Annotated in this window: 23 protein-coding genes and 1 riboswitch; of the genes, 12 read left to right on the top strand and 11 right to left on the bottom strand. The window is 73.4% G+C overall.

Annotated features, from left to right (window positions below):
* Positions 1–67: 67 nt before the first annotated feature.
* Positions 68–598: an ArsR/SmtB family transcription factor gene (locus QPK52_RS02590; RefSeq protein ID WP_410535297.1), complete on the bottom strand. Its 531-nt coding sequence runs from the start codon at positions 596–598 to the stop codon at positions 68–70.
* Positions 599–704: 106 nt separating this feature from the next.
* On the opposite strand from QPK52_RS02590, the gene QPK52_RS02585 reads away from it, so the two are divergent.
* Both QPK52_RS02585 and QPK52_RS02580 read left to right on the top strand, forming a co-directional pair.
* Positions 705–1,964 (top strand): MFS transporter, encoded by a 1,260-nt coding sequence (locus tag QPK52_RS02585; protein WP_410535295.1) that lies wholly within the window; start codon positions 705–707, stop codon positions 1,962–1,964.
* A gap of 11 nt (positions 1,965–1,975) precedes the next feature.
* A complete protein-coding gene (locus tag QPK52_RS02580; protein WP_410535293.1) occupies positions 1,976–2,893 on the top strand; it encodes an aminoglycoside phosphotransferase family protein in 918 nt (305 codons plus the stop codon).
* A gap of 47 nt (positions 2,894–2,940) precedes the next feature.
* Here QPK52_RS02580 and QPK52_RS02575 read toward each other — a convergent pair whose 3' ends face one another.
* Complete coding sequence (locus QPK52_RS02575) at positions 2,941–4,119, bottom strand: Cmx/CmrA family chloramphenicol efflux MFS transporter (protein WP_410535291.1); 1,179 nt, start codon at positions 4,117–4,119, stop codon at positions 2,941–2,943.
* Between the two features lie 338 nt (positions 4,120–4,457).
* Between QPK52_RS02575 and QPK52_RS02570 the strand changes: the two genes are divergently transcribed.
* Positions 4,458–5,024 (top strand): DM13 domain-containing protein, encoded by a 567-nt coding sequence (locus tag QPK52_RS02570; RefSeq protein WP_410540166.1) that lies wholly within the window; start codon positions 4,458–4,460, stop codon positions 5,022–5,024.
* Between the two features lie 139 nt (positions 5,025–5,163).
* Here QPK52_RS02570 and QPK52_RS02565 read toward each other — a convergent pair whose 3' ends face one another.
* Entirely contained in the window at positions 5,164–6,666 is a 1,503-nt protein-coding gene (locus QPK52_RS02565; protein WP_410535289.1) for a SulP family inorganic anion transporter, read from the bottom strand.
* Between the two features lie 369 nt (positions 6,667–7,035).
* Between QPK52_RS02565 and QPK52_RS02560 the strand changes: the two genes are divergently transcribed.
* The 3 genes from QPK52_RS02560 to QPK52_RS02550 all read left to right on the top strand — a co-directional run bounded on the left by QPK52_RS02560 (position 7,036) and on the right by QPK52_RS02550 (position 10,048).
* Positions 7,036–7,419 (top strand): MerR family transcriptional regulator, encoded by a 384-nt coding sequence (locus QPK52_RS02560; protein WP_410540165.1) that lies wholly within the window; start codon positions 7,036–7,038, stop codon positions 7,417–7,419.
* 124 nt (positions 7,420–7,543) lie between these two features.
* Complete coding sequence (locus QPK52_RS02555) at positions 7,544–9,229, top strand: ribonuclease J (RefSeq protein WP_410535287.1); 1,686 nt, start codon at positions 7,544–7,546, stop codon at positions 9,227–9,229.
* 63 nt (positions 9,230–9,292) lie between these two features.
* The gene (locus QPK52_RS02550) at positions 9,293–10,048 is read left to right on the top strand and encodes a spermidine synthase (RefSeq protein ID WP_410535285.1); all 756 of its coding nucleotides are present in this window, start codon (positions 9,293–9,295) and stop codon (positions 10,046–10,048) included.
* A 63-nt stretch (positions 10,049–10,111) separates the two neighbouring features.
* Here QPK52_RS02550 and QPK52_RS02545 read toward each other — a convergent pair whose 3' ends face one another.
* Positions 10,112–11,533 (bottom strand): FAD-dependent oxidoreductase, encoded by a 1,422-nt coding sequence (locus QPK52_RS02545; protein WP_410535283.1) that lies wholly within the window; start codon positions 11,531–11,533, stop codon positions 10,112–10,114.
* Between the two features lie 304 nt (positions 11,534–11,837).
* Complete coding sequence (locus tag QPK52_RS02540) at positions 11,838–13,220, bottom strand: erythromycin esterase family protein (protein WP_410535281.1); 1,383 nt, start codon at positions 13,218–13,220, stop codon at positions 11,838–11,840.
* A gap of 215 nt (positions 13,221–13,435) precedes the next feature.
* On the opposite strand from QPK52_RS02540, the gene QPK52_RS02535 reads away from it, so the two are divergent.
* From QPK52_RS02535 to QPK52_RS02520, 4 genes are all read left to right on the top strand, one after another.
* On the top strand, positions 13,436–14,734 hold the full coding sequence (locus QPK52_RS02535) for a zinc-dependent alcohol dehydrogenase (protein ID WP_410535279.1): 1,299 nt from the start codon (positions 13,436–13,438) through the stop codon (positions 14,732–14,734).
* Positions 14,731–14,901 (top strand): hypothetical protein, encoded by a 171-nt coding sequence (locus tag QPK52_RS02530; RefSeq protein ID WP_410535278.1) that lies wholly within the window; start codon positions 14,731–14,733, stop codon positions 14,899–14,901. The genes QPK52_RS02535 and QPK52_RS02530 overlap by 4 nt, the downstream gene beginning before the upstream one ends.
* Positions 14,902–15,438: 537 nt before the next feature.
* Positions 15,439–15,613, top strand: a riboswitch (cyclic di-AMP (ydaO/yuaA leader).
* 6 nt (positions 15,614–15,619) lie between these two features.
* The gene (locus QPK52_RS02525) at positions 15,620–16,693 is read left to right on the top strand and encodes a transglycosylase family protein (RefSeq protein ID WP_410535276.1); all 1,074 of its coding nucleotides are present in this window, start codon (positions 15,620–15,622) and stop codon (positions 16,691–16,693) included.
* 158 nt (positions 16,694–16,851) lie between these two features.
* Positions 16,852–19,071: an NADP-dependent isocitrate dehydrogenase gene (locus tag QPK52_RS02520; RefSeq protein WP_410535275.1), complete on the top strand. Its 2,220-nt coding sequence runs from the start codon at positions 16,852–16,854 to the stop codon at positions 19,069–19,071.
* 169 nt (positions 19,072–19,240) lie between these two features.
* Here QPK52_RS02520 and QPK52_RS02515 read toward each other — a convergent pair whose 3' ends face one another.
* The 6 genes from QPK52_RS02515 to QPK52_RS02490 form a co-directional block, all read right to left on the bottom strand.
* Positions 19,241–20,215: an NADPH:quinone oxidoreductase family protein gene (locus QPK52_RS02515; RefSeq protein WP_410535273.1), complete on the bottom strand. Its 975-nt coding sequence runs from the start codon at positions 20,213–20,215 to the stop codon at positions 19,241–19,243.
* A 48-nt stretch (positions 20,216–20,263) separates the two neighbouring features.
* On the bottom strand, positions 20,264–20,974 hold the full coding sequence (locus QPK52_RS02510) for a histidine phosphatase family protein (RefSeq protein WP_410535272.1): 711 nt from the start codon (positions 20,972–20,974) through the stop codon (positions 20,264–20,266).
* Between the two features lie 67 nt (positions 20,975–21,041).
* On the bottom strand, positions 21,042–22,142 hold the full coding sequence (locus tag QPK52_RS02505; protein WP_410535271.1) for a phosphotransferase family protein: 1,101 nt from the start codon (positions 22,140–22,142) through the stop codon (positions 21,042–21,044).
* Between the two features lies 1 nt (position 22,143).
* A complete protein-coding gene (locus QPK52_RS02500; RefSeq protein ID WP_410535270.1) occupies positions 22,144–22,896 on the bottom strand; it encodes an SDR family oxidoreductase in 753 nt (250 codons plus the stop codon).
* A 94-nt stretch (positions 22,897–22,990) separates the two neighbouring features.
* Positions 22,991–24,205, bottom strand: coding sequence for an acyl-CoA dehydrogenase family protein (locus QPK52_RS02495; protein ID WP_410535269.1), 1,215 nt, complete (start codon positions 24,203–24,205; stop codon positions 22,991–22,993).
* Positions 24,206–24,354: 149 nt separating this feature from the next.
* Positions 24,355–24,960 carry a TetR/AcrR family transcriptional regulator gene (locus tag QPK52_RS02490; protein ID WP_410535268.1) on the bottom strand — a complete coding sequence of 202 codons (606 nt, stop codon included), beginning with the start codon at positions 24,958–24,960 and terminating at the stop codon, positions 24,355–24,357.
* A gap of 389 nt (positions 24,961–25,349) precedes the next feature.
* Between QPK52_RS02490 and QPK52_RS02485 the strand changes: the two genes are divergently transcribed.
* Both QPK52_RS02485 and QPK52_RS02480 read left to right on the top strand, forming a co-directional pair.
* Positions 25,350–25,766 carry a DUF1622 domain-containing protein gene (locus QPK52_RS02485; protein WP_410535267.1) on the top strand — a complete coding sequence of 139 codons (417 nt, stop codon included), beginning with the start codon at positions 25,350–25,352 and terminating at the stop codon, positions 25,764–25,766.
* Positions 25,763–26,008 (top strand): hypothetical protein, encoded by a 246-nt coding sequence (locus tag QPK52_RS02480; RefSeq protein WP_410535265.1) that lies wholly within the window; start codon positions 25,763–25,765, stop codon positions 26,006–26,008. The genes QPK52_RS02485 and QPK52_RS02480 overlap by 4 nt, the downstream gene beginning before the upstream one ends.
* The last annotated feature ends 57 nt before the right edge of the window (positions 26,009–26,065 follow it).

Here is a 26,065-nt window from a genome sequence, read left to right as displayed (position 1 = left end):
GTAGCCGAAGGTCTTCCGCGGTTCCCCGCGCGCTCCGCGTTCTCGCCGGACTTCTCGTCGGCGGGCGTTACGGTTCCACGTTGGTGTCGGCATGTGGTGTTTTCCGCAAGGGGAAGGCCATCAGGCTCATGCTCACGGGGATCGTTCCGGGTGCGCGTGGTGGGCGCGCGGCGTCGTGGAGTTCGGCCGCGGTGTCGGCGAGCCGCCGCCTGGCCGCTTCCCATGCCTCCGGCGTCACCCACAGTTCCGCGTCGACCGTCACCCCTCTGCCGTCCGGGTCCCGGTGCGTTGCACGTTCTTGGAGGGTGTGCGCCAGGGTCGCTGCCAGCATCCGGGTTCCGTCGCGGTGGTCGGACAGCGGGGAGCCGTGGACGGTTCGGTAGCGGCGTTCCCGGCCACCGCGGCGGGTGCGTTCCTCGGCCAGTTCCACCAGACCGGCGGCGTCCAGGTTCCGCAGGTGACGGCTGGCCAGGGCGTGCGAGATGTCCAGCTCACGGGCGAGTTCGGCGGCGGACATCGGTCCGGGCCACATGAGCGTGAGCATCCGCAGGCGCACGGGATGGGCGAGCGCCCTCAGAACGGGATCGGCGTCGGTCACGCCAGCCAGTAAAGCGCATGCCGTCGGCACGGCACCCTACCCCCAACCATTCTGTTGGGGGTAGGGTGCCGAAGTCCGCGAAGCGACGTCTCCAAGGGGGCCGGGCATGGCCGTGGGCCTGTTCACGGTGCTGCGGGACCACAACGCCCGCGTCTACCTGATGGGAGTGGTCGTCTCCGGCTTCGGGGACTCGGCAATGCTTCTCGCCTCCGGGGTCTGGGTGAAGGAGCTCACCGGTTCCAACGGCCTCGCCGCCCTGGTGGGCTTCTGCGCCTGGGCCCCTACTCTCGCGGGACCGTTCCTGGGCAACCTGGCCGACCGGATGCGCCGCCGTACGCTCCTGATCGCCACGAGCCTGGTGCTGGCCGCCGTCATGACGGCACCCGTCGCCGTGCGGTCTGCGCAGGACGTCTGGCTGCTCTTCGCTGCGCTGACTATGGTGGGCACGGGAACCGTGCTCATGGACGCCGCCGAGACCGCGCTGATCGCCTCCGCCGTCCCGGGCGAGCTGCGCGGAGACTTCAACGGCCTGGCCCGGACCGCGATCGAGAGCACCAGCCTGCTCGGCCCCCTGATCGGCGCGGGCCTGTTCACCGTTCTGGGCGGCCCCGCCGTCGCCCTGCTGAACGCGCTGTCCTTCCTGCTGGGCGCGGCCGCCTTCGGTCTGATCCGCGTGCGTGAAGCCGCGCCCGCACGCCGACCACGGCGGAACTGGACCGCCGAGACCGCGGAAGGCGTCCGCCACCTGTGGCGGCACACGACGCTGCGCGCCCTGGTCGTCGCAGGCGGCTGCGCCATGGCGGCATCGAGTCTCAGCAGCACAGCCACCTACGCGCTCCTCGACACCGGACTGCGACAGCCCGCGGCGTTCGCCGGCGTCCTCACCTCGGTCCAAGGGCTCGGGTCGGTCATCGGCGGCCTGGCGGCCGGGACGCTCCTGCGCCGTGTCCCGGCCCGGGTCCTGTCGGTGCTCGGGCTCACGCTCTTCGCCCTCGGGGCACTGGCCCGGACCACCGGCCTCCTCCCGGTGGTGGTGGCCGGCAGCCTGCTCATCGGTCTGGGCCTGCCCTGGCCGCTCATCAGCGCCCTGACCACGGTCCAGAAGGAGACGCCGGGCGAACTGCTCGGCCGGGTGGCGGCCACCGCGAACACCCTGGTCTTCGCACCGACCGCGCTTGCCCTCCTCGCCGGCACAGCCCTGGTGGCCACCTTGGACTACAGGGTTCAACTCCTCGCGGCCGGTGCGCTCGTCCTGACGGCGGCCGTGCTGCTCGCGGTCACCGGCCGTTCCCACGCCGTGCCGTCCGCCGGGCCGAACGAGGATCACCGGCCGCGCGAAGCCGACACCGGATCCCCGTGCGGCTAGCGTGCCTTCGTGTGACCCGTACCGAGATCGAGATCACCGCGGAGTTGGTCCGGGACCTGTTGCGCGACCAGCACCCCGACCTGGCCGACCGCCCGTTGAAGCTCGGCGCGCGTGGTTGGGACAACCAGCTGTGGCGACTCGGCGACGACCTCGCCGTACGACTGCCCTGGGCGACGCGGTCCGCGGACGAGCTGCTGCGCAAGGAGTACGCGTGGCTGCCCGTACTCGCCCCGCGCCTGCCGCTGCCGGTCCCCGTACCGCACCGCCTGGGTGAGCCCTCCGAGCGGTTTCCGCGGCCCTGGATCGTCACCACCTGGGTGCCTGGCGAGCCCGCCGACCGGGCCCCCGTCACGCACGCCGCGGAGGCGGCCGACACCCTGGCCGCCTTCCTCACCGCTCTCCACCGGCCCGCTCCCGCCGGGGCTCCCGCCGGCCGTTACCACGGGGGATCACTGGCCGACCGTGCCGAGGGATTCGCCGGGCAGCTCGCCGCGGCCACGGAGGCGGGGCTGGTGCCCGACCCGGACGCCGTCCGCGCCGTCTGGGAGGACGCCGCCGCCGCGCCCGGCTGGGCGGGCCCGCCGCTGTGGCTCCACGGCGACCTGCATCCGGCCAACGTCCTCATCAGGGGCGGCGCTTTCTGCGGTGTGATCGACTTCGGCGACCTGTGCGCGGGCGATCCCGCCTGCGACCTCGCCGCCGCGTGGCTGCTGCTGCCGGACGGCGCCGCCGATCGCTTCCACGCCGCGTACCAGCCGGCCCCGGACGCGGCCACCCTGCGCCGTGCCCGGGGCTGGGCGGTGTCGAAGGCCCTCACCTGCATCCTCATCGCAGACGCCGGCGTTCACGGCCGCCCCGGCGGCAAACCCACCTGGGGCCCGCCCGGCCATGCCGCGCTCGGGCGGCTGACCGCAACGGCCCACCGCTGACCGCGCCCCCGACTTCCCGGTCCTTCGGCGAAGGAGGTGCGCTTGTCTCACCGGACCGCTTCGGTGCTTGGGCCGGGTGTGGTCGTGGTGCGGGAGGGGAGGGCGATGAGCAGTGCGACAGCTACCAGGAGTCCGCCGGCCCACAGCGGTCCGAGGACCCCGGCGGCGGTGGTGAGGGTGGCCGCGGCGATCAGGGGGCCGACGACGGCGCCGGTGTTGAGGGCGGCGGTGGCGTACGCCCCGGCCAGGGTGGGGGCTTCGGCGGCCTCGTACAGGACCCGGGTGATCAGGGTGGCGCCCAGCGCGAACGACAGCGCGCCCTGCACGAACACCAGGGTGAACAGGGCGGCCGGTTCCTCGGCCAGCAGCGCCAGGGCCGGCCAGCCGAGCAGCAGCAGCGGGCCGCCGACCGCGACGACCATGCCGGGGCGCCGGTCGGCCAGTCGGCCGGCGACGGTGACCCCGGCGAAGGATCCGGCGCCGAAGAGGACCAGGGCGAGAGGGACCCACCACGCGCCCAGCCCGGCAGGACCGGTCACCACCGGGGCGAGGAAGGTGAAGCCGGCGAACGTGGCGGCGTTGACCAGCGCGCCCAGCAGCATCGCCCGCAGCAGCGGCGCCCTGGTGAGCTGGGCGAACTCCGCCCGTAGGGCCGGCCCGCCTGCCGTCTCCTGCCGCACGCGCCCGGCCGGGACGCCCGTCAGGATGCCGAGGGCCGCGGGCAGGCAGAGCACGGCGACGGCCCAGAAGGCGGCCCGCCAGCCCAGCAGCGTGCCCAGCACCGATCCGCCGGGTACGCCGGCGATGGTGGCCAGCGTGGTGCCGGACAGCAGCACGGCCAGCGCGCGTCCCTTCCGCCCGGGCGGGACCAGTGCGGCGGCGGCCGTCAGCGCGACGGCCAGGAATCCGGCGTTCGCAAGCGCGGAGACGATCCGGGTGGCGAACAGGACCGGGAAGCTGGAGGTGACGGCGCCCACGGCGTGGGCCGCCGCGAAGGTGAGGGTGAACCCGAGCAGGGCGGCGCGCCGGGGCCAGGAGCGGGCCAGTGCGGCCATCAGGGGGGCGCCGACGACCATGCCGACCGCGAAGGCCGAGGTGAGCGTGCCCGCCGCCCCGACCGTGACGCCGAGATCGCCGGCGATGTCCGGCAGGAGACCGGCGAGCATGAACTCCGAGGTGCCCATGGCGAAGACGGCCAGGGAGAGCAGGTACAGCGCGAGAGGCATCGAGTGGCTCCGAGGCGATGAGAAGAGTGAGGGGAGGTCATCTCGTCACCGCGGTCGGCCCCCTGGAGGGCACGCGCGTTCGGCCGCGGAGCGCGGCGGGACGGCGGGGAGCTGCGGACTCAGTGGTGCAGGGGGCTGACGGCGTGACCGAAAGCCCCCACCCTGTCCGACTCAGGACTCGACATGACCCGCACGCTACCCGACCGGCGCCCGCCGGAGCACCCCGGTTTCACCGGCACCCGCCGCCGGGCGGACGGTGAGTGTTCCGTCACGTCCTGGACGGTGCGCCGGAGCCGCTGCCGGAGTTGAATGGGGGCGGGCCTTTCGAGCGGACGGGGGTGGGCGTGTTGCGCGCTGTGGTGGGCAGGCCGTTGGTGGCGGCGGCCGCGGTGGTGGCCGTGGTGGCCGCCGGTGTGGGGCTGTACTGGTTCCAGCCGTGGAAGCTGTGGCAGGACGAGACCGTGCGGGAGGCCCTGCCCGCAGCATCGAGCGCGCCCTCCCCGTCGGCGGCAGGCCCGGACGCCGCCTCCGAGCCGCCCGCGCAGGCCGGACCGCGGACGCTGGCCGGCGGCGACCTGATCTCCCACGAGCACGCGACGTCGGGGAAGGTGCGGCTGGTCCGACTGGCCGACGGCTCCCACGTCGTACGCCTGGAGGACCTCGACACCAGCAACGGCCCCGACTTGCACGTCTGGCTGACCGACGCTCCGGTCAAGGAAGGCCGGGCCGGCTGGGGGGTCTTCGACGACGGGCAGTACGTCAGCCTCGGCAAGCTGAAGGGCAACAAGGGCGACCAGAACTACGCGCTGCCCGCCGGGGTCGATCCGGACGCGTTCACCAGCGTGAGCATCTGGTGCGACCGCTTCGACGTCTCGTTCGGAGCGGCGGAGCTGGAGCGGGTCTGACCGAGGCCCGGTGGTCCGGCCCGGCGTGGTCGTCACCATCGCCGGGGTGCGGTAGGCGGCGATCCGCCGGCCGCGTGGGTCGGCGCGGGGCCCGGGCGGTCGGCGGATCCCGGGGCGAGGGGGGACGTGTCCCCGCGGGTCAGTGGCTGTCGGCGAGTTGCCCGGCGAGTTTGCCGTGGATGGCGGCGCTGGCCTTGTTGAGGCCGACGATGGTGACCTTCTTGCCGCGGGCGGCGTACTTGGTCTCGATCGCGTCCAGGGCGGCGACGGAGGAGGCGTCCCAGATGTGGGCGTCGGACAGGTCGATGACCACGTCGTCGGGGTCGCCGGCGTAGTCGAACTGGTAGACCAGGTCGTTGGAGGAGGCGAAGAACAGCTCGCCGGTGACCGCGTAGACGACGCTGGTGCCGTCGGGGTCGACGACGCCTGAGACCTCGGCGAGGTGGGCGACGCGGCGGGCGAAGATCACCATGGCGGTGATGACGCCGACGACGACACCGATGGCGAGGTTGTGGGTGGCGACGACCACGGCGACGGTGACGGCCATCACGGCGGTCTCGCCGACGGGCATCCGCTTGAGGGTCCTGGGCTGGATGGAGTGCCAGTCGAAGGTGGCGAAGGAGACCAGGATCATCACCGCGACCAGGGCGGCCATCGGGATGGTGGAGACCACGGGGCCGAGGGTGACGACCAGGACGAGGAGGAAGACGCCGGCGAGGAAGGTCGACAGGCGGGTGCGGGCGCCGGAGGTCTTTACGTTGATCATGGTCTGGCCGATCATCGCGCAGCCGCCCATGCCGCCGAAGAGGCCGGTGACGACGTTGGCGACGCCCTGGCCGATGGATTCGCGGGTCTTGTTGGAGTGGGTGTCGGTGATGTCGTCGACCAGTTTGGCCGTCATCAGCGACTCCATCAGCCCCACCAGGGCGAGGGCGAGGGCGTAGGGGGCGATGGTGACCAGGGTGGCGGTGGTGAAGGGGATGTCGGGCAGGCCGGGGGCGGGCAGGGCGGAGGGCAGCTCGCCCTTGTCGCCGACGGTGGGCACCGCGATGCCGGCGGCGATGGTGATGGCGGTGAGGATGACGATGGACACCAGCGGGGCGGGCACCGCCTTGGTGACCTTGGGGAAGAGCACCATCAGGGCCAGGCCGCCGGCCACCAGCGGATAGACCGCCCAGGGCACGTTCCGCAGCTCGGGCACCTGGGCCATGAAGATCAGGACGGCCAGCGCGTTGACGAAGCCGACCATCACGCTGCGGGGGACGAAGCGCATCAGCTTGGCCACCCCGAGTGCGCCGAGGGCGATCTGCATCAGGCCGCCCAGAATGACGGCGGCGACCAGGTAGCCCAGGCCGTACTCGTGGTTGAGGGGGGCGATGACCAGGGCGATGGCGCCGGTGGCGGCGGAGATCATCGCCTTGCGGCCGCCCACGATGGAGATGACCACGGCCATGGTGAAGGAGGCGAACAGGCCGACGGCCGGGTCCACCCCGGCGATGATGGAGAACGAGATCGCCTCGGGGATCAGCGCCAGGGCGACGACCAGGCCGGCCAGCACCTCGGTACGGAAGACCTTCGCCGAGGCGAGCCAGTCGGGGCGGGAGGGGCGCAGCCGCCGGGCTGCGGAGGTGTCAGCGGACATGCATCCGTTTCCGTATCGGGCGCGCAGGCGTCAGGCGTGCGCGCGCAGCGTGCGCGACTCCGGGTGGGAGCGGGAGGGGCCGGTCGGCCGCGGCCGTCGTCGGTGACGGGGGCGCAACCGGGGATCGGCGGGCCGCGGGGGGCCGCCGGTCGGGCATCATTGCCCGACGGGATCGGGGGAGGGCGGTGTTCCGCCCGGAAACGAACTCTACCCTGACGTGAGGGATGACCGCGACCCTTGATCCTTTGAATCGCAGGTGATTCCCGTGCGGGATCTTGTGATCCTCCTCACGCGGTAGGGTTGGGATTCAAGGATCCGAGAAGTGTTCGGGGACCAGAGGGGGAATGGGCAGTGACGGACGAGCAGCGGATGCAGATCGGTGAGGTGGCCGACCGGACGGGCCTGTCGCTGCGCACCATCCGGCACTACGAGGAGGTCGGTCTCGTCGTCCCCTCCGCCCGGACCAAGGGGGGTTTCCGGCTCTACACCGCCGCCGACGTCGACCGTCTGATGGTCATCCGCCGGATGAAGCCGCTGGACTTCTCCCTGGAGGAGATGCGGGACCTGCTGTCCATCACCGACCGGCTCGCCTCCGGCGAACCACTGCCGGACGCCGAGCGCGAGCGGCTGCGCGAACGCCTGGACGCCTACCGCAAGGTGGCCGACGCCCGCTGCGAGACCCTGCGCGCCCAGCTCATGGCCGCCGAGGACTTCGCCGCCACCCTCCGCCGCAGGCTCGACCCGCGGAACTGAGCGGGCAGCGCCGCCCGCACGGCCCGCCTGCCGCCCCGCCCGCGGCGCGAACCGGCAGGTGGGAGAGGTGACCTGCCGGGAGGGGCGGTGGAGCGGCTCCGCGACCCTCCGGTAGCGTCAGGGTATGAGTCATCCACACCCTGAGCTGAAGCCCGCCCCCGAACTGCCCGAGGGAGGGCTGAGGGTCGTCGCCCTGGGCGGCCTGGGGGAGATCGGCCGCAACATGACCGTCTTCGAGTACGGCGGCAAGCTTCTGATCGTCGACTGCGGAGTGCTGTTCCCCGAGGAGCACCAGCCCGGCGTGGACGTGATCCTGCCGGACTTCACCTCCATCCGCGACCGCCTGGAGGACGTGGTGGCCGTGGTGCTCACCCACGGCCACGAGGACCACATCGGCGGCGTGCCCTACCTGCTGCGCGAGCGGGCGGACATCCCCGTCGTCGGCTCCAGGCTGACGCTGGCCTTCCTGGAGGCCAAGCTCAAGGAGCACGGCATCAAGCCGCGCGCGGTGCGGGTGCGCGAGGGCGACCGGCGGGGCTTCGGCCCCTTCGACTGCGAGTTCGTCGCGGTCAACCACTCCATCCCCGACAGCCTGGCCGTCGCCATCCGCACCGGCGCGGGTCTGGTGCTGCACACCGGCGACTTCAAGATGGACCAGTTCCCGCTGGACGGCCGCATCACCGACCTGCGCGCCTTCGCCCGGCTCGGCGAGGAGGGCGTCGACCTCTTCCTCACCGACTCCACCAACGCCGAGGTCCCCGGCTTCACCACCGCCGAGGCCGATCTGAACCCCGCGATCGAGCAGGTGATGCGCACCGCGCCCCGGCGGGTCATCGTCTCCAGCTTCGCCAGCCATGTGCACCGCATCCAGCAGGTGCTGGACGCCGCCCACAGCCACGGCCGCAAGGTCGCCTTCGTGGGCCGCTCGATGGTCCGCAACATGGGCATCGCCCGTGAGCTGGGCTATCTGAAGGTCCCGGCCGGCCTGGTGGTCGGCATGAAGGAGCTGGAGAAGCTGCCCGACCACAAGGTCACGCTGGTGTGCACCGGGTCGCAGGGCGAGCCGATGGCGGCGCTGTCCCGCATGGCCAACCGCGACCACATGATCCGCATCGGCAAGGGCGACACCGTGCTGATGGCCAGCTCCCTCATTCCCGGCAACGAGAGCGCCATCTACCGGGTGATCAACGGGCTGACCCGGTGGGGCGCCAACGTCGTCCACAAGGGCAACGCCAAGGTCCACGTCTCCGGCCACGCCAGCGCCGGCGAGCTCGTCTACTGCTACAACATCGTCAGGCCCCGCAACGTGATGCCGGTGCACGGCGAGTTCAAGCACCTCAAGGCCAACGCCGACCTGGCCGTGCGCACCGGCGTCGACCCCGACCGGGTCGTCATCGCCGAGGACGGCGTCGTCGTCGACCTCGTCGACGGGCGCGCCTCCATCACCGGCAAGGTGCCCGCGGGCAACGTCTACGTCGACGGCATGGAGGTCGGCGGCGCCACCGAGGCCTCCCTGAAGGACCGGCTCACCCTCGCCGCCGAGGGCGTGGTGACGGTCGTCGCCATCGTCGACGCCGACACCGGGGCGCTGGCCGAGCCCCCGGACTTCCTGGCCCGCGGCTTCGTCCACGACGAGGAGACGTTCGAGTCGGCCGTCCCCGTGATCGAGAAGACCCTCGCCTCGGCGGCCGAGGAGGGGGTGGGGGACGCGCAGCAGCTCGAGCAGCTCATCGCCCGCTCCGTGGCCTCCTGGGCCTTCCGCACCTACCGCCGCAAGCCGATGATCATTCCCGTCGTCATCGACGCCTGACCGGGCCGGACCGCCCTGCCGCTTTCCACTCCGTCCGTCCAGCCCGTACCGGAAGGCGACCGCATGAGTCCGCGCTTCGAGGAGATCGACTGGCGCCCCACCCCGATGGGCGACATCAGCCTGCGCCGCCGCCGGGATCCGCTGACCGGTCAGGAGGTGTACGAGGTCAAGCTCGGCGACGAGTTCCTCATGTCCAGCCTCTTCACGGCCGGGGAGACCGAGCTGGCGCGGCTCGGCCTGGCCGCGCTCCCGGACGGGGGCGCCGGCAGCGGCACAGGCACCGGCGCCGGGCTGGACGTCGCCGTGGGCGGGCTCGGCCTCGGCTACACCGCGCGGACCGTGCTGGAGGACCCGAGGGTGCGTTCGCTGGTCGTCGTCGACGCCCTCCCCGACGTCATCCGCTGGCACGAGGAGAAGCTGGTGCCACTGGGCGAGGCACTGGTGTCGGACCGGCGCTGCCGGCTCGTCCGGGGGGACTTCTTCGCGCTTGCCGCGGGAACCGAAGGGCTGGACCCGCGGCGGCCGGGCCGCCGGCTCCACGCGATCCTGCTGGACGTCGACCACTCGCCGCGCCATGTGCTGCACCCGAGCCACGCCCCGTTCTACGAGGAGGCCGGGCTGCGCGCCCTGTCCGGGCACCTCCACCCCGGCGGCGTCTTCGCCCTGTGGTCCAACGACCCGCCGGACGAGGACTTCACCGCCGTACTGGCGCGGGTCTTCGCCACCGCCGAAGCCCATGTCGTCCGCTTCGACAACCCCTACCAGCCGGGAGCGGCGGCCAACACCGTCTATGTGGCCGGCAAGGCCGCCGGAGCGTGAAGGCGGCGCGGGGCCGCGACCGGTCCCCCGATCCGGTCGCGGCCCCGCTGCTGTGAGGGGCGGTCAAGCGCCGCAGCAGCCGCCCGCCGGGTTCTGCTCGGTCCGGTCGGCCGGTGCGGCCTGGCCGGTCCGCGCGGCCGGAGCCGTGGCGGTGAGCTGGACGGGTTCCGGCGCGGGGGCCGCGCAGCAGCCTCCGCCGTCGGCCTCGGCCGCCTCGGGGGTGTCGAAGAGTCCGGCGCCGCCGCACACTCCGGTCTCCGGCAGGGTCAGCTCCACGCGGTCGGCCGACTCGATGTCCCCGGCGAGGGCGGCGACGACGGAGCGGACCTGCTCGTAGCCGGTCATGGCCAGGAAGGTCGGGGCGCGGCCGTAGGACTTCATGCCCACCAGGTAGACGCCCTGCTCGGGGTGGGACAGCTCGCGGTGGCCGTGGGGGTAGACGGTGCCGCAGGAGTGGACGTTGGGGTCGATCAGCGGCGCCAGCTCCACCGGCGCCTGGAGGCGCTCGTCCAGGCCCAGGCGCAGCTCGGACAGGAAGGACAGGTCGGGGCGGAAGCCGGTGAGGACGACGACCCGGTCCACCGGCTCGGTGCGCCGGCCGTCCTCGCCGACCAGCACCAGGCGTCCGTCGCCGTCGTGCTCGACGGCCTGGGTGCGGAAGCCGGTGACCGCGTCGGCGTAGCCGTCGTCGACGGCGGCCTTGGCGGCCAGGCCCAGCGCGCCGCGGGCGGGGAGCTGGTCGGCTTCGCCGCCGCCGAAGGTGGAGCCGGAGATGCCGCGGCGCAGGATCCAGGTGGCGTGGGTGCCCTTTCCGCCGTCGGTGCGGGCGAGGTCGGCCAGGTGGGCCAGCGCGGTGAAGGCGGAGGCGCCGGAGCCGATGACGGCGGTGCGCTTTCCGGCGTAGCGGGCGCGGACGGCCGGGTCGGCGAGGTCGGGGACGCGGTAGGCGATGCGGTCGGCCGCGGCGCGCTCGCCGAGCGCGGGCAGGCCGTCGCCGCCGGCCGGGCCGGGGGTGGTCCAGGTGCCGGAGGCGTCGATGACGGCGCGGGCCAGGAGACGTTCCTCGCGGCCGTCGGCGTACCGGACGTGCACGGTGAAGGGCCGGGCCTCGCGGTCGGCGTCCACGACGCGGTCGCGCCCGGCGCGGGAGACGCCGGTGACGGTGGCGCCGTAGCGCACGCGCTCCCCGAGGACGTCGGCGAGCGGCTGGAGGTAGTGCTCGGCCCAGTCCGCCCCCAAGGGGTAGGCCGAGGCGTCGGGCCGGACCCAGCCGGTGGGGGCGAGCAGCTTCTCGGCGGCCGGGTCGACGACCTCGCCCCAGGTGGAGAACAGCCGTACGTGGGCCCACTGCCGCACCGCGCTGCCCGCGGCCGGTCCGGCCTCCAGGACCAGGTGGTCCAGGCCGCGCTCGGTCAGATGGGCGGCTGCGGCCAGGCCGACGGGGCCGGCTCCGATGACGACGACCGGGTGGTGCTGGACGCTCATGGCTTTCTCTCCCTGGTGCGGGTGGCTGGGGCCGGGGGGCGAGGCGGATCAGCGGATGCTGGGGCCGCGGTCTCCGCGAGGAAGGGCGTTCCGCCCGGACCGTCGCTTCGATCGCTGCCGATGTCCTGGAGCCTGCCACGCTGCATCGACAAACGTCAAGATAGATACGTGTCGAAGTAATGTCTGTGTGGTCATGCCCGCGCCCCGCCGCCCGCGTCCTGTCCCGCCTCGCCGTCCGCCCCCGTACCCGGGCCGGGTACGGGGGCGGACGGCGAGGGCTGCGGACGGGGCGGGCCCGGGGCGCTCACAGCCCGGTGGGGTACGTCTCCTCCTCGCCCGTGCCGTGCTCGTAGCGGTGGAGGGGGTCCAGCGCCCGGGTGCGGTCCAGGTAGAGGAAGGCGTCGTAGCGATCGGTGAGCACGGTGGGGACGTAGTTGCCCCAGCGTTCGGCCTGCGGCCGGTAGACGACCCCGACGGCGCGGTGGTCCCGCTCCTCGCGGCGCCAGGCCGGCGCGGGGGCGCCCACGCCCTTCCGCCCGCCCCCGGTACCGTCCCCGCGGCCCCAGACGAACAGGGCCGAGTCCCCGGGCAGTGCCCGGTGCAGCAGGTGCTCCACACTGCCGTCCCGGGCGGGCGGCACCTCCATCGTCTCCGGCGGCATGCCCCACTGCTGTGCGGCGACCACCGTTCCCTCGTAGGAGCCGAAGCCGACCAGCACCACGCCCTCGGCCGCGTGCCGTTCGCGCAGCAACTGCCCGACGTTGACCATGCCCGCGTCGGCCATGTCGGTGGCCCGGGCGTCCCCGACGTGGGTGTTGTGCTCCCAGACCACCGCCTTGGTCCCCGGGCCGCGGTGGGCCACGAGCCGGTCGAGGGTGTCGGCCATGTGGTGGTCGCGGATGTTCCACGACTCCGGGCCGCCGCGCACCATCGCCCGGTAGTAGCGTTCCGCGCCCGCCAGGATCTCGGCGTTCTGCCGGACGGTGAACTCCGCCGCCCGGCCGCCGTCGGCGCCGGCCGCCTGCCCCCGGCCGGCCCGCTCCCGCAGCCCGGTCAGCAGGGAGACCACCTCCGCCTGGCACCCGGCGGGCACCACCCGGGTGGCCAGCGCGTACGACTGCGGATCCCGGGCGTACGGCTCGAAGCAGCGGCAGGCGGCGAGGGCCTGTTCCATCCGGTCGGGGTCGTGCTCGCGCACGTGGTCCAGCACGGCGTGCAGCGACTCCCACAGGCTGTAGACGTCGAGTCCGAAGAAGCCGACGCGCTCCCCGGAGGGCAGGGCGAGATTGTGCCCGCGCAGCCACCGGGCGAACTCCAGCACCTCGGTGTTGGCCCACATCCACCGCGGCCAGCGTCCGAAGGCGTCCAGCACCTCCCCGGGGTCCTCCGGGGTGCCGGGGGCGCCGGTGACGCAGTGGTGCAGGGACTGGCAGTCGGGCCAGTCGCCCTCCACGGCCACCAGCGAGAAGCCCTTCTCCGCGATCAGCCGGCGGGTCAGCTCCGCCCGCCACCGGTAGAACTCCGCGGTGCCGTGGGAGGCCTCGCCGACGGCCACGTAGCGGGCGTCGCCGATCCGCTCCAGCAGGGGATCGAGGGAGCGCGGGCCGGTCAGCGGCAGGGCTTCACCGCGTATCTCCCGCACCTCCCGCGCCGCCGTGCCGTCGGCCGAACCCCCGGTGACTGCCATCGCCGTGCTCTCCCTGGTCGCGCGGGTGCCTGCGGGCGGGCCCCGGCCCGCCCGGCCGCCGGTGCCCGGTCCGCGGTACCCCGGGGCGGACGGCGTAACACCCCTCCCGCGGTCCGCGGTCCGCGGGGTGATGCCCGCTGTTTCCGGTGGCGGGGCCCCGGGCACCCGCGACCCGTTCGGATGAACGCGACCGACCTGCGAAGGGGTGCGTGCTGATGAAGGCCGTCGTATGGCACGGTGTGGGCGACATCCGCGTGGAGGACGTACCGGAACCGAAGATCCACGAACCGTACGACGCGATCGTGCGGATCACCTCGTCGGCGATCTGCGGGACCGACCTGCACTTCGTGCGCGGCACGATGCCGGGCATGAAGGAGGGGCGGATCCTGGGCCACGAGGCCGTCGGGATCGTGGAGGAGGTCGGCGCGGGCGTGCGGAACTTCCGCCCGGGCGACCGGGTGGTGGTGCCCTCCACGGTCGCCTGCGGGACGTGCAGCTACTGCCGGGCCGGCTACTACGCCCAGTGCGACAACGCCAACCCCGGCGGGCGCCGGGCGGGCACGGTGTTCTTCGGCGGTCCCGAGGCCGCCGGCGGCCTGGACGGACTGCAGGCGGAGTACGCCCGGATCCCGTACGCCCACGTCGGGCTGGTGCCGCTGCCGGACACCGTCGACGACGCCCAGGCGGTCCTGCTGTCCGACATCTACCCCACGGCGTGGTTCGGCGCGCGGCTGGCCGAGATCGGCTCCGGCGACACGGTCGCGATCCTCGGCGCCGGCCCCGTGGGCCAGGCCGCGATCGCCTGCGCCCGGTTGCAGGGCGCCGGGCGGATCATCGTGGTGGACGGCGTTCCCGACCGCCTGGACCTGGCCCGCGACCAGCACGCCGAGACGGTCGACTTCAACGCCGAGGAACCCGTCGGGGCGGTCCTGGACCTGACCGGCGGCATCGGTGTGGACCGGGTGGTCGACGCGGTCGGCGTCGACGCGCAGCGCCCCGCCCGCGGTCCGGCCGCCGAGGCCCTGGCCGGGCAGGCGGAGGGGTTCGACCGCGAGCGCGACGAGGTCGCCCCCGAGCAGCGGCCCGACGGCGACACCTGGGTCCCCGGCGACGCGCCGTCGCTGGCGGCCCGCTGGGCGGTGCAGATGGCGGCCAAGGCCGGCACGGTGGGAACCATCGGGGTCTATCCGCCGCAGGTGGAGCACTATCCGTTCGGCGAGGCGTTCATGAAGAACCTCACCCTGCGGATGGGCAACTGCAACCACCGCCGCTACCTGCCCCGCCTGGTGTCCATGGTCGCCTCCGGCGAACTGGACCCCACCCCGCTGCTGACCCGCTGGGCCGAGGTCGCGGACGCGGTCGAGGCGTACCGGACGTTCGACCGCCGGGAGTCGGGCTGGACGAAGGTGGCCCTCGGCGTGGACGGCCGCGGCTCGGTCGCCCCTGGCCTCGGTGAGGCGGCCGGTACCGGCGCGGCCACCACCGCGGGAACCGGGGAGACGGAGAGGAGGTGAGCGCGGTGGCGGCGCACGCGGGGGAGAGGGCGCGGAAGACCGGCGACTTCTACTGCGCCCAGTGCTCGGAGAGGGTCCATGCCGAGCAGGGGGAGGAGATCCCCCGCTGTCCCAACGGCCACACCGAGTTCGAGACCCGGCGCCACGAACCGGGCGACAGGTCCTGAGGCGGCGGCCTGAACGGGCCGCGCAACGAAAGCGGCCCCTCGCGCGTCTTCGTGCGAGGAGCCGCTTCCGCTGTCCGTCTCCGCCCCGCGACCGCGCCGAAAAAACGGCAAAACGCCTACGCAATGCCCAACCGGCCATTCAGGCCAAAAACCCCGGCCGAGTATTTATGGCCGCCATGTTCGCCAAGGGGTGTTGTCGTGAACAACGCCCCATAATGGGCGGTCTGTTGGGGAAGTGTGCCGGGAATCACACCTCCGCACTCCTCCTGTGCCCGCCGTCGAGATCCTTAATTGCCGGCGGCCGAAATTCCTGGCCGGAAAGCGTTTTGACGCGTGTGCCGCCCTCCGCGCTCCGGTGTCCGGCCGGTTTCCGGACACGCACGGCGGCCGTGTTTGTCGGATCGGTGACAAAGTGAGGGGTCGTCGGATTTCCGGCGCCTTGTCTTCCGTGAATTCCCTGTGTTTATGTGGCCTGGCCTTCGCCGCCCATGGCGGGGGCTCCACCGCCGGGACGCCGAGTCCTGCCGCCCGGCCGGGGAGAGGCAGCAGCTGACCATGGCAGGAGCGGGGAAACCACATACGCGCCGTGCCGCGCCTTCGGCGGCCCGGCTTGGGGTGAAGCCGATTCCCGACGCCCTCTGAGGCGAAGGGAACGGCCGGGCGACTCCGGCCCGAATCCGACAGCTAACCTCGCAGGCGTGGGAGAGGAAGCACACCCATGTCCCGTGGTCGTCACCGCCGCCCCCGCACACCCCTGATATCCCGTCAATTCTCGCGTGTATCCCTCGCGCTCACCACCGGCGCGGGCATCGCCGCGCCGGTGGTCGCCGCCGGCAGCGCGAACGCGGCCTCCACCGAGGTGTGGGAGAAGGTCGCCGAGTGCGAGTCCAGCGGCAACTGGTCCATCAACACCGGCAACGGCTACTTCGGCGGACTGCAGTTCTCCCAGTCCAGCTGGGAGGCCGCCGGCGGCACCGAGTACGCGCCGCGCGCCGACCTGGCCACCAAGGAGGAGCAGATCGCCGCCGGCGAGAAGCTGCTCGCCCTCCAGGGGCCGGGAGCCTGGCCCACCTGCGGACCCGCGGCCGGGCTCGGCCGGGACTCCGGCACCCCGGCCGGCGGCACCGCCACCCAGACGCGCGGCGACTCCAAGGTGGGAGCCGGGGCGAAGTCCGCGGCGAAGTCCCAGGCGGAGCGCAGATCCACCGCCGGCTCCCACACCGTCGCCTCCGGCGACACCCTCCACTCGATCGCCACCAGCCACGGTGTCGAGGGCGGCTGGCAGGCCGTCTACGAGGCCAACCGCGAGACCGTCGGCGGCAATCCGCACCTGATCTTCCCCGGCCAGGAACTGACCCTGTCCGCCCGGTCCTCCGGCGGGGGGCAGGAGCGCACCCCCGGGCGCGCGAACCGGACACAGGCCCGCCCGGCCGCGCAGAAGACCGCGCCCCAGGCCTCGCCGAAGGCCTACGCGGACAACCTCGACGGCTGGATCCGCGAGGCCCTGGACATCATGCGGGCCAACGGCATCCCCGGCACCTACGAGGGCATCCACCGCAACATCATGCGCGAGTCCGGCGGCAACCCGAACGCGATCAACAACTGGGACATCAACGCCCAGCGCGGCACCCCCTCGATCGGCCTGCTCCAGGTCATCAAGCCGACCTTCGACGCCTACCACGTCCCGGGCACGGCGAACAGCCAGTACGACCCGGTCGCCAACATCGTCGCCGCCTGCAACTACGCGGCCGACCGCTACGGCTCGATCGACAACGTCAACGGACCCTACTGAGACGGCCGGGCCCGCGGGCCCGGCGCCCCGCCCCCGCCTCCCTGCCCCTTGTGGCGGCGCGAACGCGCCGCCACAAGGGGCAGGGCCCTTTCGGGGGGAGGCCCTCCACGGGATATCTTGATGTCGAGCAATGTTGCAGACGTGGAGCGGAGCACCCGGTGACTGACTCGACCATCATCTACACACAGACCGACGAGGCCCCGGCCCTGGCGACGTACTCTCTCCTGCCGGTGGTCAGGGCCTACGCCGCCAAGGCGGGCGTCGCCGTGGAGAGCCGTGACATCTCCCTGGCGGGACGGATCATCGCGGTCTTCCCCGAGTACCTCAAGGAGGAGCAGCGCATCGGCGACGCGCTCACCGAGCTCGGCGAGCTGGCCAAGACCCCCCAGGCCAACATCATCAAGCTGCCGAACATCTCGGCCTCCATCCCGCAGCTCAAGGCCGCCGTCGCCGAGCTCCAGGAGAAGGGCTACGCGCTGCCGGACTACCCCGACGACCCCAAGACCGACGAGGAGCGGGAGATCCGCGCCCGCTACGACAAGGTCAAGGGCAGCGCCGTCAACCCGGTGCTGCGCGAGGGCAACTCCGACCGCCGCGCCCCCGCCTCGGTGAAGAACTACGCCAAGACCCACCCGCACCGCATGGGCGCCTGGACCGCCGAGTCCAAGACGAACGTCGCGACCATGGGCGTGGACGACTTCCGCTCCACCGAGAAGTCCGCGGTCCTCGCCAAGGACGACGCCCTCCGCATCGAGCTGGTGGGCGACGACGGCTCCACCACCGTGCTGCGCGAGTCCGTGCCCGTGCTCGCCGGCGAGGTCGTGGACGCGGCCGTCATGCGGGTGGCCGCGCTGCGCGAGTTCCTCAAGGAGCAGGTCGCCCGCGCCAAGGCCGAGGGCGTGCTGTTCTCGGTCCACCTGAAGGCCACCATGATGAAGGTCTCCGACCCGATCATCTTCGGCCACGTGGTGCGCGCCTTCTTCCCGAAGACCTTCGCCGAGTACGGCCAGACCCTCGCCGCCGCCGGCCTCACCCCGAACGACGGCCTCGGCGGCATCCTCAAGGGCCTGGAGTCGCTGCCCGAGGGCGCGAAGATCAAGGAGTCCTTCGAGGCCGAGCTGGCCGAGGGCCCCGAGCTGGCCATGGTCGACTCCGACCGCGGCATCACCAACCTGCACGTCCCCAGCGACGTCATCGTCGACGCCTCCATGCCGGCCATGATCCGCACCTCCGGCCACATGTGGGGCCCCGACGGCCAGGAGCACGACACCCTCGCGGTCCTGCCCGACAGCTCCTACTCCGGCGTCTACCAGGCCGTCATCGACGACTGCCGCGCCAACGGCGCCTTCGACCCGGCCACCATGGGCTCGGTGCCCAACGTCGGCCTGATGGCGCAGAAGGCCGAGGAGTACGGCAGCCACGACAAGACCTTCGAGATCCCCGCCACCGGCACCGTCCGGGTGACCGACGGCGACGGCAACGTCGTGCTGGAGCAGACGGTCGGCGCCGGCGACATCTTCCGCATGTGCCAGACCAAGGACGCCCCGATCAGGGACTGGGTCAAGCTGGCCGTCACCCGCGCCCGCGCCACCGGCGCCCCGGCGGTGTTCTGGCTGGACGAGACCCGCGCCCACGACGCCATGCTGATCGAGAAGGTCCGCACCTACCTGGCCGAGCACGACACCGAGGGCCTGCAGATCGAGATCATGGCGCCGGTGGAGGCCACGAAGTTCTCCCTGGAGCGCATCCGCCGCGGCGAGGACACCATCTCGGTCACCGGCAACGTGCTGCGCGACTACCTCACCGACCTGTTCCCGATCCTCGAGCTGGGCACGAGCGCCAAGATGCTCTCCGTCGTCCCGCTGATGAACGGCGGCGGCCTGTTCGAGACCGGCGCCGGCGGCTCCGCGCCCAAGCACGTCCAGCAGCTGGTCAAGGAGAACTACCTGCGCTGGGACAGCCTGGGCGAGTTCCTGGCCCTGGCGGTCAGCTTCGAGCACCTCGCGCAGACCACGGGCAACGCCAAGGCCCAGGTGCTGGCCGACACCCTCGACCGGGCCACGGCCACCTTCCTCAACGAGGACAAGTCGCCCACCCGCCGCATCGGCGGCATCGACAACCGCGGCAGCCACTTCTACCTGGCGCTGTACTGGGCGCAGGAGCTGGCGAAGCAGACCGACGACGCCGAGCTCGCGCAGGCCTTCGGCCCGCTGGCGCAGGAGCTGACCGAGCAGGAGCAGACGATCGTCGGCGAGCTGGTGGCCGTCCAGGGCTCCCCGGCCGACATCGGCGGCTACTACCGGCCCGACGACGACAAGGCCTCGGCCGTGATGCGCCCGTCGGAGACCTTCAACCGGGCCCTGGCGAGCCTGGCCTGACGCGGCGGGCGCGGGGGCTGCTCCTCCGCACCCGTGCCCTTCCCGTGACGCCGCCGCCCCGGCCGGACTCCTCGTCCGGCCGGGGCGGCCTTCCTTGTTCCCGGGGGGTGAGCCCGGCGGGCGCCGCCGGTGCGCCCGGTCCGCCCGTGCGCTCAGTCCTCCCGTGTGCTCAGTCCTCCCGCACCCGCAGGACTACCTTGCCCGCCGCGCCGCGCCCGTCGAGCTCGCGCAGCGCGTCCGCGGCCCCCTCCAGGGGGTGGACGGAGCCGACCAGCGGGTCGAGCGCACCGCTCTCCAGATGGGGCAGGATCTCCTCCCACTGCTCGCGCAGGTACTCCGGCCGGGGCAGCCAGAAGGCGCCCCAGCCCACTCCGACGACCTCGATGTTGTTCAGCAGCAGCCGGTTGACCTTCACGGTGGGGATCTCCCCGCCCGTGAAGCCGACCACCAGCAGGCGCCCCTCCGGGGCGAGGCTGCGCAGCGAGTCGGTGAAGCGGTCCCCGCCGACCGGGTCGAGGACGACGTCGACGCCCCGCCCTCCGGTCAGCTCCGCCACCGACTGCCGGAACCCCTCGGCGAGCACCGTCTCGTGGGCCCCGGCCCGGCGGGCGACCTCCGCCTTGGCCCCGGTGGAGACCACCGCGATCACCCGCGCCCCCAGGGCGCGCGCCAGCTGCACCGCCGCCGTGCCCACGCCGCCCGCGGCCCCGTGCACCAGCACCGTCTCGCCCGCGCGCAGCCGCCCCCGGCGGGCCAGCGCGAAGTGGACCGTCAGGTAGTTCATCGGCACCCCGGCGCCTGCCGTGAACGACAGCCGCTCCGGCAGCGGGAAGACGACCGACGGGTCGGCCGCCACCCGTTCCGCGAAACCCCCGAAACCGGGGAAGGCGGCCACCCGGTCGCCCGGCGCCAGGCCGCTGTCCCCGGGGGCGCTGCGGACGGTGCCGGCCACCTCCGAGCCGGGCACGAACGGCGGCTCGGGCCTGAGCTGGTACTGCCCGCGGGTCAGCAGGACGTCCGGGTAGGTGACGCCCGCGGCGTGGACGTCGACGAGCACCTGGCCCGGAGCCGGCCGCGGGTCGCCGGTTTCGGCGACCCGTACGGCGCCGGGGCCGTCCAGGGACACCACCTGTACTGCGCGCATGGGGACGGGGATTCCTTCCGGGAGAGCGGACGATCGGGGAGCGGCGGGTCAGCGGTAGGTGAGCAGCGCGCGCCGGTCCCCGGTGAAGTGCGCATGGTCGTTGAAGGTCAGCAGGCTGATGCCGGAGGAGCCTGCGGCGAGGGTGGTGATCGCCGCGTTGACGGCGACCCGGTTCAGTGCCACGACCCCGGCGGGCGGCGCGGACAGCAGCTCCCCGCACAGCGCCGCCAGCACCCCGCCGGAGGTGACCACCACCGCGTCGCGCCCGGGCCCGAGTCCGGCGGCCAGCTCCCGCAGCGCGCCGGCGGCGCCGGAGGCGAACCGCTGCCAGCCGCCCTCGTCCGTGTCCGCCATCCACGCCCCGAGGGCCCGGTCGAGGAGCGCCTGTACGCCTCGCGAACCACCGCGCGAGCCGGCTGGGGCGTCGGTGGATGCGCCGGTGGACGCGTCGGCGGGCAGGTCCTGCGGAGTGGTGCCGCCGTAGCGTCCGACGAGGTCGATGTGGTCGTACTCGTTCCACCGCGCATCGGCGCGCGGCGCCCCGGGCAGCCCGGCGGTCCTCACGATGATCTCCGCCGTGTCGCGCTGCCGGGCCAGGGTGCCGCAGACCACGACCGGATCGCGCGGCGCGCGCCGGGCCAGCTCGGCCCCGGCGACCTCCGCCTGTCTGCGCCCGAGGTCCGACAGCACGTCGTACCCCTCGGCCGTGTCGGCGCCGAACGTGGCCTGGCCGTGGCGGACCAGATGGATGACCGGCATCGCTGCCCTCCTGCCGTCGAAGTGCCGTCGAACTGCTCGCCGGTGCTGCCGGGACCCGCGGCGCCGCTCAGCGGCCCGCCCGGGCGATGGCGTGGCGGCAGCGCCGGTCGAGGTAGTGCACCGCCAGCCACAGGTTCCGGAACGCCGGGTTGCGGGTCTGCCCGTGGTGGTAGCGGTAGTAGATCTGCTGGGCGATCGCGGCCAGCCGGAACAGGCCGAAGACCTCGTAGAAGGTCCAGTCGCCGGCCGGCAGCCCGGTGCGCTCGCGGTAGCGCTCGACGATCTCGGCGCGGGTGAGCATGCCGGGCAGGTGGCTGGGCTGGCGCCGGGTGGCCCGCGCCATCCGGTCGTCGTCGGCCTGGACCCAGTAGGCGAGCGCGCTGCCCAGGTCCATCAGCGGGTCCCCGAGGGTGGCCATCTCCCAGTCCAGGACACCGGTCACACGCAGGTCCCCGGGGTCCAGGACGATGTTGTCCAGCCGCCAGTCGTTGTGGATCACACAGGTGGCCACGTCGTCGGGCCGGTTGTCGGCGAGCCAGGACGTCACCCTGCCGAAGCGCGGGGTGTTCCAGGTGCGGGCCTGGGCGTAGCGGCGGGTCCAGCCCTCCACCTGGCGCCGGACGTACCCCGTCCCCCTGCCCAGGTCGCCCAGGCCGGCGGCCCGGGCGTCTACGCGGTGGAGGTCGGCGAGGGTGTCGACGAAGGTCTCCGAGAGCCGGCGCGCCCGCGCACGGTCCAGCGTCAGGCCCTCGGGGAGGCGGCCGCGCAGGATCAGGCCGGGCACGCGGTCCATGACGTAGAAGTCGCCGCCGATGACCTCCGGATCCCGGCACAGGGCGCGCACGGCCGGCACGTACGGGAAGACCGGCCGCAACCGCTCCTGCACGCGGTACTCGCGGGCCATGTCGTGGGCCGAGGATGCCTTGCGCCCGGCCGGCGGGCGGCGCAGCACCAGCTCGGCGCCCGGATAGCGCAGCAGGTAGGTGAGGTTGGAGGCGCCGCCGGAGAACTGGGTGACCTCCGGGGTGCCGGTGAGGCCGTCCAGCCGCTCCTTGAGCCAGGCGTCCACCCGGGCGACGTCGAAGGCGTCCTCGGCGCGTACGGCACGCCGGCCGGACCGGGAGGCGGGCGGGCCGGGGGGTTCGGGGGAGGCGGGGGAGCGGCTCATCTCAGCTCATCCTCGCCACGACGCCCAGGGGCAGCCGGCGCATGGCGAAGCCCAGGGGCACCCAGGGCCAGGCGGGCACCTTCGCCTGGGCGCGTTCGGCCTCGATGGCCTTCACCATGGCGCGCACCCCCTTCTCGGTGGAGACCATCAGCGGCGTCCGGCCCGCCGACCCGCTCATCTCGGAGGCGATGTAGCCGGGGAAGAGGGTGGTGACCTTGATCGGGGTGCGCAGCAGCTCGGCGCGGATGCCCTCGGCGAGGGCCGCGACGCCGGCCTTGCTGGCCGCGTACGCGGTGAGGTTGCGGGGCAGGCCGCGCATGGCGCTCATCGAGGAGACGACGACCAGATGGCCGGCCCCCTGGTCGCGGAAGACCTCCACGGCGGCCTCGCACTGGGCCAGCGCGGCGGTGAAGTTGGTCTGCGCGGTCTGGAGGTTGGCGTCGAAGCGCCCGGTGCCGATCGGCCGGCCCTTGCCCAGTCCGGCGTTGACCACGACCCGGTCCAGGGAACCCAGGTCGGCGCGGAAGGCGCGGAAGACCTCGAAGACGGCTCCGTGGTCGTTGACGTCCAGCGCGCGTACCGAGACGGTGATGCCGGGGTGGGCGGCCAGCAGCTCCTCGCGCAGCCGCTCCAGGCGGTCGGTGCGGCGGGCGCACAGGGCGAGGTCGCGCCCCCTGGCGGCGAACTCGCGGGCCATCTGCTCGCCCAGCCCGGCGCTGGCCCCGGTGATGAGGATGTTCTTGCGGGTGCTCATGCCGTGTGCTCCTGTGTGTCTTCCGTCGTGTTCCCCGCCCTGTTCCCGGAGCCCTTCGCGGCGGCGGCAGGCCGGGCCGGCGTCGCCTCCCCGCTCACGGCCGCTCCCGGTGGCGGGAGAGCTCCAGCTTCGCGACGACGCCCAGGTGCACCTCGTCGGGCCCGTCGGCCAGGCGCAGCGCGCGGGCGGCGGCCAGGAAGCCGGCCAGCGGGGTGTCGTCGGACAGCCCCGCCCCGCCGTGCAGCTGGACGGCCATGTCGACGACCTCCTGCGCCATGGCGGGTACGGCCGCCTTGACCTGGGAGAGCTGCCCGAGGGCCCCGAGCGGCCCGGCGGTGTCCAGCAGCCACGCGGCGTGGAGCACCTGCAGGCGTGCCCGGTCGATCGCGATGCGGGCCCGGGCGATGCGCTCCCGGTTGCCGCCGAGGTTGGCCAGCGGCTTGCCGAACGCGGTGCGGGAGACGGCACGGCGGCAGGCCAGCTCCAGGGCGCGCTCGGCCATTCCGACCAGACGCATGCAGTGGTGGATGCGGCCGGGGCCCAGCCTGCCCTGGGCGATCTCGAAGCCGCGGCCCGGCCCGCCGATGATCGCGCTGCCCGGCAGGCGCACGCCGGTGAAGGACACCTCGCCGTGGCCGTAGGGCTCGTCCAGATAGCCGAGCACCGGCAGCATCCGCTCGATCCGCACCCCGGGGGTGTCCAGGGGCACCAGCACCATCGAGTGCCGACGGTGGCGGTGGGCGCCGGGGTCCGTCAGCCCCATGAAGATCACGAAGCGGCAGTCGGGGTGCCCGATGCCGGTGCTCCACCACTTGCGCCCGTCGAGCACCACCTCGTCCCCGTCCAGGACGGCGGTCGCCTCCATGTTGGAGGCGTCCGAGGAGGCGACCTCCGGCTCGGTCATGCAGAACGCCGAGCGGATGCGCCCGTCCAGCAGGGGCTCCAGCCACCGCTCGCGCTGCTCGTCGCTGCCGTGGTGCAGCAGGACCTCGGCGTTGCCGGTGTCGGGGGCGTTGCAGTTGAACACCTCGGGCGCGATGAGGGAGCGGCCCATCACCTCGGCCACCGGCGCGTACTCCACCACGCCCAGCCCGGCGCCGTGGCGCGCGTCGGGCAGGAAGAGGTTCCACAGGCCCTGCTCGCGGGCCCTGGCCTTGAGTTCCCCGACCAGCGGCGGGACCGCCCACCGGTCGGCCCGGCCGCGCAGGGCGCCGAGGTACTCGCGTTCGCGGGGGATGATCTCGGTTTCGACGAACCCGGCGACGCGCTCGACGTAATCCCGAGCCCGCGGCGAGTGGGCGAAGTCCACGGCCGGCTCCTTGCTGAAGGGTGCCCGGGGCGCCCGGGGCGGTGTCGTTGCGACGGCGAGCGTAGCCAACATACTGAGCAGTACTCAATAGCGGTGGCGCGGGGTGGCCCGGATCACCTTCCCTCCCGCGCCCGGCGGGTGGGGGACGGTCAGCGAGGCGGGGCGAGCGGCGTACCCAGTGGTGCGAGCAGCCGGCCGAGGCCGTCCACGAGGAAGCCCACCAGCTCCTCGGCCGCCATCCCCTCCCCGGCCCCGATCGCCATCTCCTCCGCCATCGCCAGCCAGCCGCGCACCGCGAGCCGCACCAGCGGATCGGGGGAGGGGTCGCCCAGCGCCGTCAGGACCCGCTCGGCCAGTGTGGCGCGGATGTCCTCGAACACCTCCACCACCAGGTCGTCCCCGCCGGCTCCGGCGCGCACCAGGGCCACGTAGTTGGCGCGGCGGCGCCGCACGAAGCCGGTGAAACCCCCGACCACGGCGCGCACCCGCTCCTCGGGCCCGCCCTCCTCCGGCAGGCGCGCGTGCCGCAGCAGCCGCTGCCCGGCGGCCCGGACCACCGCGGCGTAGTAGTCGCGCTTGGTCGGGAAGTAGTGGAAGAGCAGGCCGCGCGAGATGCCCGCCTCGGCGGCCACCTCGTGGATCGACAGCTCGTGGACGGGGCGGTCGGCCAGCAGTCTCAGCCCGATGCCGATCAGCTGCCCGCGCCGGTCCTCGGCGCTCAGGCGCACCCGGGCGCGGACGGGATCGGCGGTCATGGAGGCGACGGTAACCCGCCGCCGCGCAACCGGTAAACATCCGCCCGGCGGCGACGCCCGTCCGCGCCGGTACGGGGTGGGCGGGTGCGGCAAGGCGCCGGCCAGGACGGGGGGGAACCTGGCCGGCGCCGGTCTGAGGTGCGGGCGCCGGGGACGGCGGTCGCCTTCGCGGCGAATGGCACTGCGAGGCTTCAGCCGGACGATCGTCCTCGCAGGCGGTGGGTGAGGCCCGGGGACACTGTCCCGCCCTCCGGCGCCCGCGACGAGTACAACCGGCCGACCGCCGCGGACATTCCGCACCGGAGTGAGCGAATTCGGGTCAAATCAGGTGAGGTGCGTCACGTCGGCCCCCCGTGGAATGAGCGGACCGGCGAGGGTACTCGCGGATCATGAACACAACCGCCGAGGTGCTGCCCGAGTCCGCGCTGAGAGAAGCGGTCGACCTCCTGGTGGGGCTGGTGGAGGCGGCGGGCGCCCTGATCATCTTCGTGGGTGCCGTCTGGGCGTTCGGGCGCTTCCTGCTCACCATGGTCCGCGGAGCCGGCCCGGACCGCAGGTTCAACAGGATCCGGCTCACCCTGGGGCGTTTCCTGGCGCTCGGCCTGGAGTTCCAGCTCGCCGGGGACGTCCTGCGCACGGCCGTCGCCCCGAGCTTCACCGAGATCGGGCAGCTCGCCGCGATCGCGGCGATCCGCACCGCCCTGAACTTCTTCCTCAGCCGGGAGATCGCGGCCGAGCGCGCCGAGATCGAACGCGAGCGCCGCAAGGACGCGGACGGCTCCCGCGCCCCCGCGGAACCGGTATGACCACCGTCCTGAGCCTGGCGGCGCTGGCCACCACCGCCTTCGGTCTGGCGGCCGCCGCGATGGCGCTCGCGTCGGGGATGCGGGTCGTGCCGGCGCTGGCCGTCCTCCTGGACTTCCTGACCGCGGCGGGACTGCTGCGGCTGGCCGGTGACCCGGACTGGAGCACCATCGCGGCGGCCGCCGCCGTGATCGCCGTCCGCAAGCTGGTCACCGCCGGTCTGCGCGCCTCGCAGCCAGGCTGATCCCGCGGACACCGGCTCGGTCGCAGGGCGGCGCGGACACGTTGCGGAACGGAACCG

The sequence above is a fragment of the Streptomyces sp. KL2 genome, assembly GCF_046529545.1.
In the GTDB taxonomy this organism is placed as follows: Bacteria; Actinomycetota; Actinomycetes; order Streptomycetales; family Streptomycetaceae; genus Streptomyces; species Streptomyces radiopugnans.
This window is presented reverse-complemented; position numbering and strand designations above follow the sequence as displayed.